Source organism: Neorhizobium tunisiense (genome assembly GCF_039631515.1).
Lineage (GTDB): Bacteria > Pseudomonadota > Alphaproteobacteria > Rhizobiales > Rhizobiaceae > Neorhizobium.
Genome location: NZ_JBDIUU010000010.1, coordinates 47,299 through 63,653, shown reverse-complemented (window position 1 = coordinate 63,653; position 16,355 = coordinate 47,299). Strand labels below are relative to the sequence as shown.

General features: G+C 63.0%; 13 protein-coding genes. 8 read left to right on the top strand and 5 right to left on the bottom strand.

The features are described 5' to 3' along the window. The first annotated feature begins 58 nt into the window (after positions 1 to 58). The 5 genes from ABCW43_RS25055 (at position 59) to ABCW43_RS25035 (ending at position 6,037) form a co-directional block, all read left to right on the top strand. Entirely contained in the window at positions 59 to 775 is a 717-nt protein-coding gene (locus ABCW43_RS25055) for an HAD-IA family hydrolase (protein WP_345929512.1), read from the top strand. A gap of 77 nt (positions 776 to 852) precedes the next feature. Then, the gene (locus ABCW43_RS25050) at positions 853 to 2,463 is read left to right on the top strand and encodes an ABC transporter substrate-binding protein (protein ID WP_345929510.1); all 1,611 of its coding nucleotides are present in this window, start codon (positions 853 to 855) and stop codon (positions 2,461 to 2,463) included. Between the two features lie 119 nt (positions 2,464 to 2,582). Then, positions 2,583 to 3,533 carry an ABC transporter permease gene (locus ABCW43_RS25045; RefSeq protein ID WP_345929508.1) on the top strand — a complete coding sequence of 317 codons (951 nt, stop codon included), beginning with the start codon at positions 2,583 to 2,585 and terminating at the stop codon, positions 3,531 to 3,533. After that, the gene (locus tag ABCW43_RS25040) at positions 3,530 to 4,378 is read left to right on the top strand and encodes an ABC transporter permease (protein ID WP_345929869.1); all 849 of its coding nucleotides are present in this window, start codon (positions 3,530 to 3,532) and stop codon (positions 4,376 to 4,378) included. The genes ABCW43_RS25045 and ABCW43_RS25040 overlap by 4 nt, the downstream gene beginning before the upstream one ends. Next, positions 4,379 to 6,037 (top strand): ABC transporter ATP-binding protein, encoded by a 1,659-nt coding sequence (locus tag ABCW43_RS25035; RefSeq protein WP_345929506.1) that lies wholly within the window; start codon positions 4,379 to 4,381, stop codon positions 6,035 to 6,037. 39 nt (positions 6,038 to 6,076) lie between these two features. On the opposite strand, the gene ABCW43_RS25030 is transcribed toward ABCW43_RS25035, so the two are convergent. Beyond that, positions 6,077 to 6,553 carry an Lrp/AsnC family transcriptional regulator gene (locus ABCW43_RS25030; RefSeq protein ID WP_046633118.1) on the bottom strand — a complete coding sequence of 159 codons (477 nt, stop codon included), beginning with the start codon at positions 6,551 to 6,553 and terminating at the stop codon, positions 6,077 to 6,079. Between the two features lie 234 nt (positions 6,554 to 6,787). Here ABCW43_RS25030 and ABCW43_RS25025 point away from each other — a divergent pair, with 234 nt between their 5' ends. Both ABCW43_RS25025 and ABCW43_RS25020 read left to right on the top strand, forming a co-directional pair. Next, positions 6,788 to 8,113, top strand: coding sequence for an NAD(P)/FAD-dependent oxidoreductase (locus ABCW43_RS25025; protein WP_345929503.1), 1,326 nt, complete (start codon positions 6,788 to 6,790; stop codon positions 8,111 to 8,113). Between the two features lie 56 nt (positions 8,114 to 8,169). Then, a complete protein-coding gene (locus tag ABCW43_RS25020) occupies positions 8,170 to 9,075 on the top strand; it encodes a LysR family transcriptional regulator (RefSeq protein WP_345929501.1) in 906 nt (301 codons plus the stop codon). Between the two features lie 14 nt (positions 9,076 to 9,089). On the opposite strand, the gene ABCW43_RS25015 is transcribed toward ABCW43_RS25020, so the two are convergent. Genes ABCW43_RS25015 through ABCW43_RS25000 form a run of 4 tightly spaced genes read right to left on the bottom strand, consistent with a single transcriptional unit; the run spans position 9,090 to position 14,853 of the window. Continuing rightward, positions 9,090 to 10,457, bottom strand: coding sequence for an FAD/NAD(P)-dependent oxidoreductase (locus tag ABCW43_RS25015; RefSeq protein ID WP_345929499.1), 1,368 nt, complete (start codon positions 10,455 to 10,457; stop codon positions 9,090 to 9,092). Further along, the gene (locus ABCW43_RS25010) at positions 10,454 to 10,777 is read right to left on the bottom strand and encodes a (2Fe-2S)-binding protein (protein ID WP_345929497.1); all 324 of its coding nucleotides are present in this window, start codon (positions 10,775 to 10,777) and stop codon (positions 10,454 to 10,456) included. The genes ABCW43_RS25015 and ABCW43_RS25010 overlap by 4 nt, the downstream gene beginning before the upstream one ends. After that, positions 10,774 to 12,762 carry a hydantoinase B/oxoprolinase family protein gene (locus tag ABCW43_RS25005; RefSeq protein WP_345929495.1) on the bottom strand — a complete coding sequence of 663 codons (1,989 nt, stop codon included), beginning with the start codon at positions 12,760 to 12,762 and terminating at the stop codon, positions 10,774 to 10,776. Before ABCW43_RS25005 ends, ABCW43_RS25010 begins: the two co-directional genes overlap by 4 nt. A 6-nt stretch (positions 12,763 to 12,768) precedes the next feature. Next, complete coding sequence (locus ABCW43_RS25000) at positions 12,769 to 14,853, bottom strand: hydantoinase/oxoprolinase family protein (RefSeq protein WP_345929493.1); 2,085 nt, start codon at positions 14,851 to 14,853, stop codon at positions 12,769 to 12,771. A gap of 207 nt (positions 14,854 to 15,060) precedes the next feature. Here ABCW43_RS25000 and ABCW43_RS24995 point away from each other — a divergent pair, with 207 nt between their 5' ends. Continuing rightward, positions 15,061 to 16,329 (top strand): NAD(P)/FAD-dependent oxidoreductase, encoded by a 1,269-nt coding sequence (locus ABCW43_RS24995; protein ID WP_345929491.1) that lies wholly within the window; start codon positions 15,061 to 15,063, stop codon positions 16,327 to 16,329. Positions 16,330 to 16,355 lie beyond the last annotated feature (26 nt).

Here is a 16,355-nt window from a genome sequence, read left to right as displayed (position 1 = left end):
AACAGCATATTCTTTCGCAGACGGCGTTCTGCCAGCAGCATCAACTGGGGATATGGAATTGACGAAAGCTCTTCCGGAATTCAAGTACATGACCTTCGACGTGGTCGGCACGCTCATCGATTTCGAGAGTGGTCTGACGTCCTGCCTGCAGGGCATCGCCGCCGAAGCCAATGTCGCAATCGACAGCGAAGAGGCGCTTTCCCTGTATCGCGCCGCCCGGTATTCCGGAGATGCTGATCTTTTCCCCGACGACTTGGTACGCGTCTATCTTGCGATTGCGCCGAAGCTCGGGCTGCCGGCCGAGGAGGCCCATGGCATTCGCCTGCGGGATTCCGCCAAGACCTGGAAGGCTTTCCCCGACAGTGCCGCGGCGATGGCAGAGCTTGGCAGCCGTTATCGCCTGATCGCCATGACCAATGCGCGCCGCTGGGCTTTTGACTATTTCGCGGCGGCGCTTGGCAATCCGTTTTATACGGCTTTCACCGCCGACGACACCGGTACGGAAAAGCCCGATCCGGCCTTCTTCCACAAGGTGTTCGACTTCGTTGCCGAGGATGGGAGCGACAAGAGCGACATCCTGCATGTCGCCCAGAGCCAGTATCATGACATCGGCGTTTCCCGCGACCTCGGCATGACGAATTGCTGGATCCAGCGTCGACATGCCCAGCCTGGCTACGGCGGCACGATCGAGCCGTCGCAGTTCACCGAACCTGACTATCATTTCACGTCCATGGCCGGATTGGCCGAAGCTGTGAGGACCGCGCACCGCAGCTGACAGAATTCACGATTTTCAAGCATCGGGCCAAACCACGGAAGATGGGTTGCCCGCCAACCAGCGAAAAGGGGAATGACATGAACGACAAGATCACGAACTGGACCACGTCTGACGACGCTATGATCGAGAATGCCATCCGCCGGGGCGCAAGCCGCCGCGAACTGCTGACGATGATGTTGGCAGGTGGCGTCGCGCTTTCCGCAGGTGGCCTGATCCTCGGCCGCGCTTCCAGCGCGGCGGCTGCCACCCCGAAGTCGGGCGGACATTTGAAGGCGGCCGGCTGGTCGTCGTCGACCGCCGATACACTCGACCCGGCCAAGGCGTCGCTGTCGACCGACTACGTCCGTTGCTGCGCAATCTACAATCGCCTGACCTTCCTTGATAAGAGCGGCACCGTTCAGATGGAACTCGCCGAAAGCATCAAGAGCGGAGACGCCAAGGTCTGGACCGTCAAGCTTCGCTCCGGCGTCACCTTCCACGACGGAAAGTCGCTGTCGTCGAAAGACGTCGTCTTTTCGCTGAAGCGGCATCTCGATCCTGCCGTCGGCTCCAAGGTCAACGCGATCGCCAAGCAGATCACCGACGTCAAGGACGTCGACTCGCTGACGGTCGAAATTACCCTGGCCAACCCGAATGCCGACTTGCCGACCATCCTCTCGCAGCATCATTTCATGATCGTGCAGGACGGGACGACCGACTTTTCGAAGGGCATCGGTACCGGCGCGTTCAAGATGGAAACCTTCCAGCCGGGTGTCAAATCGATCTTCACCAAGAACCCCAACTACTTCAAGGCTGGCGGCGCCAACGTGGACTCGTTCGAATTCTTCGCCATCAGCGACGACAACGCGCGCGTCAACGCTCTGCTTTCGGGAGATATCCATCTCGCGGCGTCGATCAAGCCGCGCACGATGAAGCTGGTGGAAAGCCAGCCCGGTTTCGTGCTGTCGCAGACCACGTCGGGCAACTATACCGACCTCAACATCCGTCTCGATCTCGCTCCCGGCGACAAGGCCGATTTCGCTGCCGGCATGAAATATCTGATCAACCGCCAGCAGATTCAGAAATCCGTGTTGCGCGGTCTCGCCGAAATCGCAAACGACCAGCCGGTCTCTCCGGCCAGCGTCTATCACAATGCGGACCTGAAGCCGAAAGCCTACGATCCGGACAAGGCGAAGTTCCATTTCCAGAAGGCCGGCCTGATCGGCCAGTCCATCCCGATGATCACGTCGGAAGCGGCGACCTCGGCGGTTGAAATGGCGACGATCGTACAGCAGTCCGGCTCCGAGATCGGCATGAAGTTCGACGTTCAGCGCGTACCTTCCGACGGCTACTGGTCGAATTACTGGCTGAAGGCGCCGGTTCACTTCGGCAATATCAACCCGCGGCCGACGCCCGACATCCTGTTTTCGCTTCTCTACGCCTCCAACGCACCGTGGAATGAAAGCCAGTACAAGTCGGCGAAATTCGATAATATGCTCGTCGAGGCGCGCGGTCTTCTCGACGACACCAAACGCAAGGAAATCTATGGCCAGATGCAGGTGATGATTTCCGAGGAAGCCGGAACGGTCATCCCGGTCTACATTTCGAACGTGGATGCGATCTCGGCGAAATTGAAGGGCCTTGAAGCCAACCCGCTCGGCGGCATGATGGGTTACGCGTTTGCCGAATATGTCTGGCTCGACGCCTGAAGCTGATCCCTGGCGGCAGGGGAGCTTCCCCTGCCGCCGTGGTTGCGCCTGACAGGCCTGTCCCGGCTCGTGCCCGGATGGTGCCGGCTATCTCAAACTTTTCAGGCAAGGAAACCCTTTTGCGCACCTATGTCCTTGGACTTATCGCGAACCGGCTCGGCAGTTCCGCGCTGACGCTGCTGATCGTGTCCTTCGCGGTCTTTTTCGCAACGGCAATGCTGCCCGGCGATACCGCCACGATCCTGCTCGGTCAGGCCGCGACGCCGGAAGCCGTTGCCGGCCTGAGGGCCGCGATGCATCTAGACGAACCCGCCCTCCTCCGTTTCGGGCGATGGCTCATCGGCCTGCTGCAGGGAGATCTGGGGATATCCTATGTCAACAACGTGCCAGTCGCAGATCTGATCGGGGCACGGTTCGTCAACACAATGCGCCTTGCCGGCATCGTCACGCTTTTTGCAGTTCCCCTGTCGCTGACGCTCGGCATCACCGCCGCCATGTTTCGCGGCTCGGTCTACGATCGTATCGTGACAGTCGTGACGATCGGCGTCATCTCGGTGCCCGAGTTCATGATCGCGACCTCGGCCGTGCTGTTGTTTTCCGTCTATCTCAAATGGCTGCCGGCGCTTTCGTTTACGAGCGACGTCACGTCCTTCTGGCAGGTGCTGAGGATCTACGCCATGCCGGTCATCACGCTCACCTTTGTCGTTTCGGCCCAGATGATCCGCATGACCCGCGCCGCCGTCATCGATACGATCAACACGCCCTATGTGGAGGCCGCGATCCTCAAAGGCGCGTCACGCTGGCGGGCGGTCCTGCTGCACGCATTGCCGAACGCGGTCGGCCCGATCGCCAATGCGATCGCGCTCGCGCTCTCCTACCTGGTCGGCGGCGTCATCATCGTCGAGACGATCTTCAACTATCCCGGCGTCGCAAAGCTGATGGTCGATGGTGTTTCCACCCGGGATCTCCCGCTCATTCAATCCTGCGCCATCATTTTCTGCGTCGGCTACCTCACACTCATCACGTTCGCCGACATTGTTGCAATCCTGGCCAATCCGAGGGTGCGCTGACCATGACCACGTCCACGACGCTGCCCCGCAGAGTGAGTTATCGTTTCAGCTGGGTTGGAATGGTCGGCTTTACGGTCATTCTCTTCTGGGCGGTCATCGCCCTTCTCGCGCCGCATATCATCCCCTATCCCGTCGGCGAGATTGTCGACGAGGACTATTTCGGCCCGATCAGCAGCAAACTGCTCCTCGGCTCCGACTATCTGGGCCGGGACATGTTCTCGCGCATCATCATGGGCGCCCGCTATACGGTCGGCATCTCGCTTGCCGCCGTCTGCCTCGCGTGTTTCAGCGGTGCGGCGCTCGGCATGGCGGCTGCGGTGATCGGCGGCTGGTTCGACACGCTACTGAGCCGCCTGCTTGATGCCCTCAACTCAATTCCGAGCAAGCTTTCGGGTCTGGTCGTCGCTGCCGCAGTCGGGTCATCGCTCCCCGTTCTGATCCTCATGCTCGCCGTGATCTACACGCCCGGCGCCTATCGGTTTGCCCGGTCGCTTGCCGTAAACGTCAATACGATGGATTACATCACGGTTGCCCGGACCCGTGGCGAGGGCATTCCTTATGTCGTCTTTTCGGAAATCCTGCCAAATATCACCGGGCCGCTGCTTGCCGATTTCGGCATCCGCTTCGTGTTCGTCGTCCTCCTTCTCTCCGGGCTTTCCTTCCTCGGCCTCGGCGTCCAGCCGCCCTATGCGGATTGGGGAGCACTGGTTCACGAGAATATCGGCGGCCTGCCATTCGGGGCGCCGGCCGTCATCGTTCCCTCGCTGGCAATTGCGAGCCTCACCATCAGCGTCAATCTGCTGATCGACAATTTGCCCAAGAAGATTCGCGATCGGAGCAGGTGAATGGAAAATCTCGTTGAAATCCGCGATCTGAGGGTAGAGGCAACGACCGATGCGGGTCGACGCATCGAGATCATCAAGGGCATCGACCTCGACGTCGCGCCGGGCGAAATCGTCGCCCTGATCGGAGAAAGCGGATCGGGAAAGACGACGATCGCGCTGACGATCATGGGTTATGCCCGTCCCGGATGCCGGATCACGAGCGGCAGCGTCACGGTGGCCGGCAAGGACATGGTGACGCTGAGCGAGCGTCAGCGCGCACATGTACGTGGCCTCGAGGTCTCCTATGTGCCGCAGTCCGCCGCGGCCGCTTTCAACCCGTCGAAGCGCATCATCGACCAGGTCGTCGAAGTGACGCGCATCCATCGGCTGATGCCGCTAGCGCAGGCAAGGGAGAAGGCAATCTCCTTGTTCAGGTCGCTTTCGCTGCCCAATCCCGAGGAGATCGGCAACCGTTACCCGCACCAGGTTTCCGGCGGACAGTTGCAGCGTCTTGCCGCCGCGATGGCCCTTATCTCCGATCCGAAGCTCGTCATTTTCGACGAGCCGACCACCGCGCTCGACGTCACCACCCAGATCGAGGTGTTGCGCGCCTTTAAGGCGGTGATGAAGAAAAGCGGCATTGCCGGCGTCTATGTATCCCACGATCTCGCGGTCGTCGCACAGATTGCCGATCGCATCGTTGTGCTGCGTGGCGGCGATGTGCAGGAAGTCGGCAACACCGCCGATATCCTGTCCGATGCCAAGCATCCCTATACGCGCGAGCTGCTTTCGGCCTTTGAACCGAAGTCTCGCGGTGAAAGCGTCGTTGTTGCGGCGCGGGAACACACGCCGCTCCTGAAGGTCAATGGCCTGATCGCCGGGTACGGTCCGGTCCAAGCCGACGGTCTGCCGCTCGTCAAGGCCGTGCAGGAGGCAAGCCTGTCCCTGCAACGAGGCCGCAATCTCGGTATCATCGGTGAATCCGGCTGCGGCAAGTCCACGCTTGCTCGCTCGATTGCCGGCATCCTCCCCGCATCAGCCGGTCAACTGACCCTCGACGGGCGCGAACTTGCCCGCTCCGCCCGGCATAGAAGCCGCGAGCAGTTGCGCGAGCTGCAGATCGTCTTCCAGCATGCGGACACCTCGCTCAATCCGGCGAAAACGATCGAGGAAATTCTTGGACGGCCGCTGAAATTCTACCACGGCATGAAAGGCAAGGTCCGGGACGCCCGGATCGACGCGCTTCTCGACATGGTCCGCCTGCCGAAGACACTTCGCAGCCGGACCCCCGCCGAGCTTTCCGGCGGTCAGAAACAGCGCGTCAATTTTGCCCGGGCGCTCGCCGCCGAGCCGAAACTGATCGTCTGCGACGAGATCACCTCTGCCCTCGACACCGTTGTCGCGGCGGCGGTCATCGATCTCCTGAAGGAAATGCAGCGGGAACTTTCCCTCTCTTACATCTTCATCAGCCACGATCTCTCGGTCGTCGAAGCGATCTGCGACGAGATCGTCGTCATGTATAACGGCCGCAAGGTCGAGGAAATCACGCCTGCGATCTCGAAGGTCCCGCAGCACCCCTATTCGAAACTGCTGTTCTCGTCCGTGCCAAAGCTCGATCCGGGCTGGCTCGATCGCCTGGAGCGTGATCCGGAGCTCGTCAAAACCTATGTGCACGGCTGAGGCGGCGATCGCCGTCTCACCTCCATGGACAATGCCCGGCTATACCTTAAACAGGCTGATCAGCGGCATATGCGCTTTGACGATCGGCGATTTCAGGACAACGAAGCTGAAATATTTGTCGATGCCGATATCCATGTCGGTCAGCCGTTCCATGATCGTCTGATATTCGCCGATACCGGCGGTGACAAATTTGAGCATATAGTCGTACCCGCCCGACACCAGGTGGCATTCGATCACCTGGTCGACTTTTTCCACGGCTGCGAGAAAACGCGCGAAGTCGATCTGCCGATGGTTTTTGAGCGTGACCTCGGTGAAGACCGTCAATGTCTGGCCGAGCTTGCCGATGTTGATCTGGGCCGAATAACCCTCGATATAACCTTCCTGCTGAAGCTTCTTGACGCGCATCAGGCAGGGGCTGGGTGAAAGATTGACCAGTTCGGCTAGCTCGACATTGGTGATGCGGCCGTTCTTCTGCAACTCGTAGAGGATCTTGATGTCGATACGATCGAGCTTCACGTGAGGACACCTCCCAAGGGCAGCGGCATTTTATGCCGCAGATTTTCAAGATCGACTTTAACGCATTGGCTTGTCTTGTCTATTCCATTCTGCGCAGGAACGGTCAGCACAATAAGTTGCATCATCGGCCATGAGCGGAATCTTGTGCGGTTCAAGGGGCGTGTGCAGTAACCTCGACGCGGGCTGCACCATTATGCTGGCGCACCGACCCGTTGTGCCAGGAGAATGATCATCATGCCAGCACCGCTCACGCTCGTCGAAACCGACGACCGACTGCCGCCTTCCGCCGACGCGGTGGTCATCGGTGCCGGCATCGTCGGCGTCTTCACGGCCTATTATCTCGCCGGACGCGGCCTGAAGGTGGTGCTCATCGAGAAGGGGCGCGTCGGCGCAGAACAATCGAGCCGCAACTGGGGCTGGTGCCGGCAACAGAACCGCGACGCGCGCGAACTTCCGATGGCGACCAAAAGCCTCGACCTGTGGGAACGTTTTGCCGCCGAGACCGGCGAGGATACCGGCTTCCGGCGCTGCGGTCTCCTCTATCTCAGTGACAGCGAGGAAGAGCTGGCAGGCTGGGCCCGCTGGCGGGATTTCGCCCGCACGGTGGGCGTCACCACCCACATGCTCGACAGTGCCGAGGCAACCGAACGGGGCAAGGCGACGCACCGCACCTGGAAAGGCGGGGTGTACTCGCCGACGGACGGGACGGCCGACCCCGCCAATGCTGCCCCGGCGGTCGCCCGCGCAATCGTGAAACTGGGTGGGGCGGTGCTCCAGAACTGCGCAGCGCGCGGCATCGAGATGGAAGGCGGCCGGCTCTCGGGCGTCGTAACCGAACGCGGCACGATCCGAACCAAGGTGGCAATCCTGGCCGGCGGTGCCTGGGCGTCGTCCTTCTGCCGCCAGCTCGGCATTCGGTTCCCGCAGGCCTCGATCCGTTCCTCCATCCTTTCCGTCGGTCCCGGTGACGGGACCCTGCCGGACGCGCTCCACACAGCCCGCGTCTCGGTGACCCGCCGCGGTGACGGTGGCCACACGCTCGCGATCAGCGGGCGCGGACGGATCGACCTGACGGCCCAGAACATGCGTTTCGCGGCGCAGTTCCTGCCGATGTTCATGCGCCGCTGGCGCAGCCTGTCACCCGGCGGCCTCGAAGGTATCCGCAGCGGCCATGAAAGCCTGGCCCGCTGGCGGCTGGACCGGCCGACGCCGATGGAGCATATGCGCATCCTCGATCCGGCGGTCGACGCGAGCACGATCAAGCTGACCTACGAGCGCGCCGTCGAATTGCTGCCGGCGATCGGCGGGCGCCGCATCACCGCGAACTGGGCCGGCTATATCGATTCGACCCCGGACGGGGTTCCGGCGATCGGCGAAGTCGCGAATGTTCCGGGCTTCCTTCTGGCCGCGGGGTTCAGCGGCCACGGCTTTGGCATCGGACCCGGCGCCGGCCACCTGATCGCCGACATCGTTACCGCCGCCACGCCGATCGTCGACCCGCTACCCTATCATCCGAAACGTTTTCAGACGTCCGCCTGGGGCAAGGTGGCGGATTTCTGATCCTGGGGCCTATAGACTAGAGTGAAACCCGCGAACCAAAGGACACGGTGAACCGAATGCAGGCACGCCAGCTCGAGGTCTTCTGCATGCTCATGCGGACCGGGACGGTGACCGGCGCCGCGGCGATGCTCAACATATCGCAGCCGGCGCTCAGCCAGATCCTGCTGCATGCCGAGGACCAGCTGGGTTTCAAGCTGTTCAACCGGGTCCGCGGGAAGCTGGTTCCGACCCGGGAGGCCGAAGAGCTCTATCCGGAATGCGAACGGATTTTTTCGGAGCTCGGCGCCCTTCGCCGCCGGACCACGGACATGCGTTTCGGCCGCACCGGACTGATCCGGGTCGCTGCGTCGGCACCGCCGGCGATGTCGATCGTACCCAAAGCGCTTCTGTCGTTCCGTGCGGCCCATCCCGATATCGTCGTGCGCTCGCTGATCGCCCCGCTGGTCAACGTCGTCGACATGATCCGCGACGGCGACGCGCCGCTCGGAATCGTGATGAACAACACGGCCCGTCCGGGCATCGAAGTCGAGACACTCGGGCACACGCAACTTGTCTGCATCATCCCCGAGCGCCACCGGCTGGCCGAACTGCATCGGATCGGCTTTGCCGATTTGCAGGACGAGACCTTGATCTCCTACCGGGCCGGCACACTGCCGGGCCGCCTTCTGGTCAGCGCCGCGGCCGCGGAAATGCAGATATTCAACCCGGCGATCGAGATCGATATCTCGATTACCGCTCTCCCCTTCGTCCGCGACGGCTTTGGTGTCGCTATCGTTGACGGGCTCCTGCCATGGCAGCAGTTCCCGGGCCTTGTCCTCAGGCCGCTGCGACAGAAGGTTTCCGTGCCGATTGCCCTGCTCACCAGCCGGGACCGGCCTTTGACGGGAAGTCATCTCGCCATGCGTGACGATCTCCGCGAAGCCTGTGCCAGTATCCTGAAGGCAAGCGGTCTGGAATCGTAAGCCCTGGCAACCGGTCAGGCATCGCGAACCCAGAGGCCAATCGGCAGGGGCCTGGCGGGCGCCTGTTCGCGGAGCCGTCCCGCGTCACAGACCCTGATGCAGGCCGTTCCGGCGATCAGCTCGGCACCGGCGAGCTGACAGTAACGCCCCTGGCAGCGGCCCATTCCGACGCGTGCCAGCGATTTGACCCGGTTGGCTTCGCCCCCACCGTAGATGACGCTCTCACGCAACTGGCCTGCCGTCACCCCTTCGCAGCGGCAGACGACCGTATCGTCCGGAACGGCGCGGACCATTTCGCCCGGCCAGGGAAAGGCGCGCGCCATGGCGCGGGCAAAACGTTCGTAGCGGCCCAACCGGCGCAGATCCGATCTCGCATCCGGCGAAGGAAGGCCCATGTCGGCAAGGCAGGCGGTCGCGGCAAGCCGACCGGCGACCTCCGCCCCGTCCGCACCGAGAATTCTCAGGCCGTCACCGGCCAGATAAAGTCCCGCAGCCGCCCTTCCCATCCGGTCGGCCCGGGGCAGCCATTGCGACCAGCTTTCGTCGTAGTCGAACGTGCAGCCTGCCAGGCCTGCGAGCTGCGTTTCGGCGCGCAGGTGCCAGCCAAGGCCGACCATGTCGCATGCCGTCACATGCGCCCGGCCGCGAGCATCCCGCCAGCACAGGCCGACGGGGCCGCGTTCGTCGGTCTCGATCCGGTCCAAGGTCACGCCGGCATGATAAAGCCGGCCGAGCCTTGCCCTCATCAGCAGACCGCGCAGGACAAGGCCAGGCCTTGCCAGCATGCCCGGAAGACCTGCCGCCTGGTCGCGGATCGAGGACGTGTCGAGGATCGCGGCGATTTTGGCGCCGGCTTTCAGCAACTGGGTCGCGACGAGTGTCAGCAGCGGTCCCGAACCGGCAAGAACGATCCGGCTGCCAAGGGCGACCCCTTGCGCCTTCAAGGCGATCTGTGCCGCCCCCAGGCTGAAGACTCCCGGCGCCTGCCAGCCGGGGATCGGCGCCAGACGATCCATGGCGCCGGTGGCGAGGATCAGGCGGTCGTATGTGAAATCCTTGCGACCGGCGGGCGTCAGCGCCTGCAGAAAATCGCCGGCGATCGTCAGGACCGAACTTTGCGGATGGTAGTCGATCTGTCCGGCGGCAAGCATGCGGTCGAACACCGTATGAAGTGCCTCGGCCTTACGGGCTTCCGATCCGTAGAGCTGTTCCGGCGATCGCACGAAGCCTGGTGGCGGGCGTCGATAGATCTGGCCGCCGGCCTTGATGCCCTCGTCGATGATTATGGGCCTGACCCCGGCCTGAACCAGCATCTCGGCGGCGCGGATACCGGCCGGTCCGGCACCGACGATCACCACCTTTTCACCGCCCGATGCCGTCATAGCCATGCTTCCGGCGGCACGGTCCGCAATTGCATGCCCTCGGCGACCAATGTCGAACAGGCACGCAGCCGCCCGCCGTCTTCCTGCCAAATCCAGCAATCCTGGCAGGCTCCCATCAGGCAGAAGCCGGCTCGTTTCTCCCGGCCGAATTCCGACTGCCGCACGGCAGATGCGCAGACTAGGACGGCGGTAAGCACGGTGTCGCCGGCCAGGGCTTGGCAATCGAGGCCATCCAGCCGGAACCGGACCTGCGGCCTGCCATTTTCGGCAAGGCGCACAATTCGGCCCCCGGGGCCGGCGGGCTGGAATTCGGATGTCATTCGGCAGCCTCTTTCCGTGCCTCGGCGGGGGTTGGCATGTTCGTGAAACGTGCGCGCACATCCGCGAACGCGGCGGCCACGCCTTCAGCCCCGACCCGACCCTTCATCCGGCGGAAGATCTCCGTCTTGGTGAAGAAGCGCCAATGGATGGGAAGGCCCTGCAACAGGTCGGTCAGCAGGTCATAGGCCTCCGGCGTCCATTGCGCCTCGTAACCGTCGCGCTCGGGACCATAGTGGAAGTGTCCGGTCGGCGCGGTCCGAGCGGCTCTCACCTTTTCGGTCTCAGCCTCGTCCACCATGCCGCTGCGGATAACGACGCCGTAATCACGCTCGGCAGCCTCGGAAGAGACATAACCGCGTGCGACGTCCTGCGCCACGCGCCAGGTCTCGCGCTCGATCGGGTTGCCGCGCCCGCCGCCGCCGGCCGAGCGGATTTCCAGGACATCGCCGGGCTGCAGAATCGCGGTATCGATATTGCCGAGCCGCTGGAAGTCGTCGCGGCCGGGGTTCAGCACCATGTCGGACAGGCCGGCGGCCCTGCCGCCCAGCGTGCCCCAGGGGCGGAAAAAGCTGCGGTCGCGGTTACGGGCGGTGATCCGGCTGCCGGGCGAGAAGACCCGGAAGGCCATTTCGGTCGCCAGCCCGCCGCGCCAGCGTCCGGCGCCGCCGCTGTCCCTTGCCAGGCCGTATTTGACGAACTCGATCGGCACTTCCGTCTCGGTGATCTCGATCGGGGTATTCTTGAGATAGGCCGCATCGGCGCCGGAGCCGTTGGTACCATCGCGGTGAGGCATGCCGCCGCCGCCGCCGACAACCGGATTGACGGCGGCGATTACGGTGCGGCCGTTCCGTTCGTCCGTCGTCATGACGTTGACGATGCAATTGTTGCCTGCCGGTGCTGCCGGCAACTTTTCAGGCACGGCCTGGCAGAAGGCACCGAAAATGACGGAACGCAGGCGCGCGCAGGTCAGCGAGCGCATGCCGACGGCAGCCGGCGCGATCGGATTGAGCACGCTGCCCTTCGGCGTGATGCAGGTAAACGGTCGGGTCAGGCCGGTATTGAGGAGGATCTTCGGGTTCAACGTGTAAAGTACGTAATACACACCGACCAGAAGCATCGTATGGCGCGGATCACCGCCCGAGGGGACATTGAGCGAGGAGCCGAGCTGCGGGTCGGAACCGGTGAAATCGAGGATCGCCTCGTCGCCCCGGATCGTCAGCGTCAGCTTCAGACGGCACGGGTTGGCTTCGACCGAATCCTCGTCGGCATAGTCGACGAATTCCCAGGTCCCATCCGGCATCGAGCGCAGAAGATCGCGCGCCTGCGCTTCGGCGTGGTCGAGCAGGACCTCGGTGCCTTCGAGAAAGGCCTGCTTGCCGAATTTCTCGACCATGGCAAGGATCTTGCGTTCGCCCGTGTTGAGCGCCCCCACCAGCGCTTTCATGTCGCCGATATTGAGATCGGGCTTGCGGACATTGGTGGTCATGATCTTAAGAATGTCTTCGTCGAAAACTCCCTCGTTGACCAGTTTCATCGGCGGGAAGCGGATGCCCTCCTGATGGATCTCCGTCAGCGCTCGCGACAGCGAGGCCGGCACCGCGCCACCCATGTCGGTGTTGTGGATATGACCGCCGGTCCAGGCGATGATCTCACCATCGTAGAAGACCGGTTTCCACAGATGGGTGTCCGGCGCGTGCGTCGCCACGAAGCAGGAATAGGGATCGTTGGTGAAGGCCACGTCACCGGGCTTGTAGTCGTCGATCATCGCGATCGCGCGGGTATAGGTAAGACCCGGATACCAGGTCGCGCCCAGTCCCATCGGCACGCCGAACGTCTCGCCTTTGCGGTTGATCAGCATGACCGTGAAGTCTTCCGTCTCCTTGACGAAAGCGGAATGCGCTGTCCGCTGCAGCGTATAGGCCATGTTTTCGGCAGCAGCGCGGGTGTGGTTGGCGAACACCTGAAGGTTCAAGGGATCGAACATGGGCCGTTACTCCGAAAAGGTGAGATGCAGGTTCAGTTGACGATCGACCTCGACATGCGTGCCGCCCGGGATTGCAAAGGTCGTATCTTCCTGGGCAACGACCGCCGGGCCGGCGAAGCGGCTGCCGGGGCGCAGGCGATCACGCCGATAGAGGCCGATCCATTCGAAGCTCTTGCCGGTATAGACCGGGATTTCGCGTTCGGGATTGACCGCCTCTCCGTCCTCTTCGGCATTGACCGGGATTTCCAATTCCGGACCGGCGCCGATTGCCGAGAGACGCAGGTTGACGATCTCGATCGCGCCATCGGGATCATGGAAATCGTAGAGCCGGGCATGCATGGCATGGAAGGCTTCCTCGATCGAAGCGAGCCTGCCCTCGGCGATCCAGGCTGGCTGGATCGGCACTTCGATCTCGAAGCTTTGGCCGACATAACGCATGTCAGCGGAGACATTGAGCGTCGCGGCGCCGGCATGCCTCTGCTTGGCAAGCCAGTCACGTCCTTCGACGGCAAGCGAAGCCAGCGCCTCGCGCAATTGTGGTGCCGCCTGGTCGGAGAGATGCGTAAACACCGTACGGATGAAGTCGCCGCGCAGATCTGCCACCAGGCCGCCGAGGGCCGAGACAACACCCGGGCGCGGGGCGCCGATCACCTTCGCCATATGAAATTCGCGGGCGAGGAACGCGCCGAGCATCGGGCCGCCGCCGCCGAACGGCATCAGCGTGAATTCCCTGAGATCGACGCCGGCGCGCGATGCGAGCTTCTCGACCTCGACGAACATTTCCGAGATGGCGATGTCGATGATGGCCTGGGCGGCCTCCTCCGCAGTGCGGCCGATCTTTTCAGCGAGCCGGGTGACGGCCGCGCGGGCAAGGCCGACGTCGATCTGTAGCTGCCCATAGGCCATCTGGCTGTGACCGAGCCAGCCGCAGACGGCCATGGCGTCGGTCACCGTCGCCTGCTCTCCGCCGCGTCCGTAACAGGCCGGTCCGGGTGTCGAGCCTGCCGATTCCGGTCCGACCCGCAGTACGCCCTGCGCATCGACACTGGCGATCGAACCGCCGCCAATGCCGATCGAGCTGACCGACACGGACGGGATATGCAACGGGAACTCACCGACCAGTTCGCCGGTGCCGAATTGCGGTTCGCCATCGATGATCAGCGCAAAGTCGGCCGAAGTACCGCCGATATCGAGGGTGAGGATATGTTTTTCGCCCGCACGACGGGCGAGCCAGGCGGCACCGATGACGCCCGACGCCGTGCCCGAAAGCAGCATCTGCACGCAGGAGCGTTTGCCTTCGTCGGCATTCATCACGCCGCCGTTCGACTTGGTCAGCAGCGCCGGAGCGGTGACGCCACGCAACAACAGTTTTTCCTCGAGTGCGGTCAGATAACCGGAGACACGCGGATGAACATAACCGTTTAGGATAGCAGTGGTGGTCCGCTCGTATTCGCGGATCACCGGCCAGACCTCGCATGACGTAAAGACAAAGAGTTCGGGGGCGATCCGGCCGATTTCCTGCTTGACCGCCACCTCATGGATGTCGGTGCGCCACGAATGCAGGAAGGAGACAATGATGCCGGCGGCGCCATTGGCCTTCGCCTTTGCAACCGCTGCCGCAACCGCCTCCAGATCAGGCGCCTCGATCTCGCTGCCATCCGCCCGCAAGCGAGCGGGAATGCCGAAGATCATGTCGCGGGCGATAAGCTGGTCGGGCCGGGAGCAGAACAGCGAATAGACGTCCGGCATCCGCAACCGCGCCAGCTCGATCACGTCTTCGAAGCCGGCATTGGTCATCAGCGCCAGCGACACGCCACGACGCTGGATCACGGTGTTGATGCCGACGGTCGTCCCGTGGACAAAACGGCTGATGGCGGCCGGATCGAGCCCTTCCCGTTCGGCCAGAAGCGACAGTCCTGTCATCAGTTCCGCACCCGGATCGTCCGGTGTCGTCAGAACCTTGAGCGAGGCCACTCGGCCGGATCGCGTTTCCAGCGCACAGAAGTCGATGAAGGTCCCACCGATATCGACGCCGATCTTCCAGTCCTGCTGATCGCTGGTTCCTCTGCCGGGCGCGGCCGCACTGTCCATGTCGCTCAATCCTTTCCTGCTGCTTGTCATGAAGCTGGCACGAATGGGCAAAGGCGGTCCAAGAGCGAAAAAGCCGCTGCCCATAAGTGCCGCTTATGCTCCGTCGCCCATAGGTCCGACTTATGGGAAGACGAAAACCTCGACTTTGACACCGGACGGTCGCACCGGAATGGTGGCGGGTATGAGAGACATTGCGGAAATAGCCTTATGGATGTGATCGTGCTGGGTGGTGGCCTGATGGGGGCCGCATCGACCTATTTTCTCGCCCAGCGTGGTCTGCGCGTGACGCTCGTCGAGCGGAACCGGGTGGGCAGCGGCGCGACGGTCGCCTCCTTCGGCAATATCCGCCGCAGCGGCCGCTACCTGCAGCAACTTCCCCTCGCCCGACGATCGTTGACGCTTTGGGGCAAGGCTGCGGAGATGCTTGGCCGGGACGTCGAGTTTCGGGCAACCGGCCATGTTCGGCTCGTGTTCAGTGAAAAGGGGCTTGATGAGATGCGCGGATTCGCGAGAGCTGCGCGACCGTGGGGGCTTAATCTCGAGGAACTAACGCCGAAGGAGCTCCATGCACGTTTTCCGGGGATCGGGCCTGAGGCAATGGCCGCATCCCTTTCGCCCGAGGATGGAAGTGGCAACCCCCGCCTGATCGCACCTGCCTTCGCGGACGCCGCGCGGCGGATCGGCGCCGAGATCGTCGAGAACGTAGGGGTGAAGGCTATCCGCCAAACGGACTACGGCTTCGAGGTCGACACATCAAATGGCACCTATGCCGCGGCAGCGCTGCTCAATACCGCCGGCGCCTGGGGCGCCCGGATCTCCGCCCAGTTCGGCGAGCCCGTTCCGATCGTTGCGAAAGGGCCGCAGATGGGCGTGACCGAGCCTTTGCCCCATCGTATCCTGCCGGTCGTCGGCGTCTGGGCTCATGATCATGGCGGCGGCTACCTGCGTCAGGTCGAGCGCGGCAATATCGTCTTCGGCGGCGGCGCAGCGCGGACCGATGTTTCGCTCGATAGCGGCCATGCCAAGGCAGATCCCGCCCGCCTGCCGGGTCAACTCCGTTCCCTCCTGCCGATCCTGCCGGCACTTGCGAAGGTCTCTGTCATCCGCACATGGTCCGGCTGCGAAGGTTATGTCGGCGATGGCTTGCCGGTCATGGGGCGATCGGCAACGACATCGGGTCTTTTCCACGCCTTTGGCTTTTGCGGACACGGCTTCCAGCTCGGGCCGGGTGTCGGCGATGTGATGGCGGAGTTAATGGCGACCGGCGTGACTGAAACACCCATCGATGATTTCCGCATCGGACGATTTCGCCAGACGCATGACGGAGAATTCGGCGTCGCTGTCGCCGTGGCCAAGCAGGTCCAGATCGCGCGTGGCGCGAAACTCATCGGCGACCCAGGTCAACGCGACAAGGATCCTATCGATGCCCCGCGCGGCCCGTCGCAGCTCCCTTCCAAGGTATCTACCCCGTGTTGAAGAGGTGATCGAACCGGAAAGGCTGA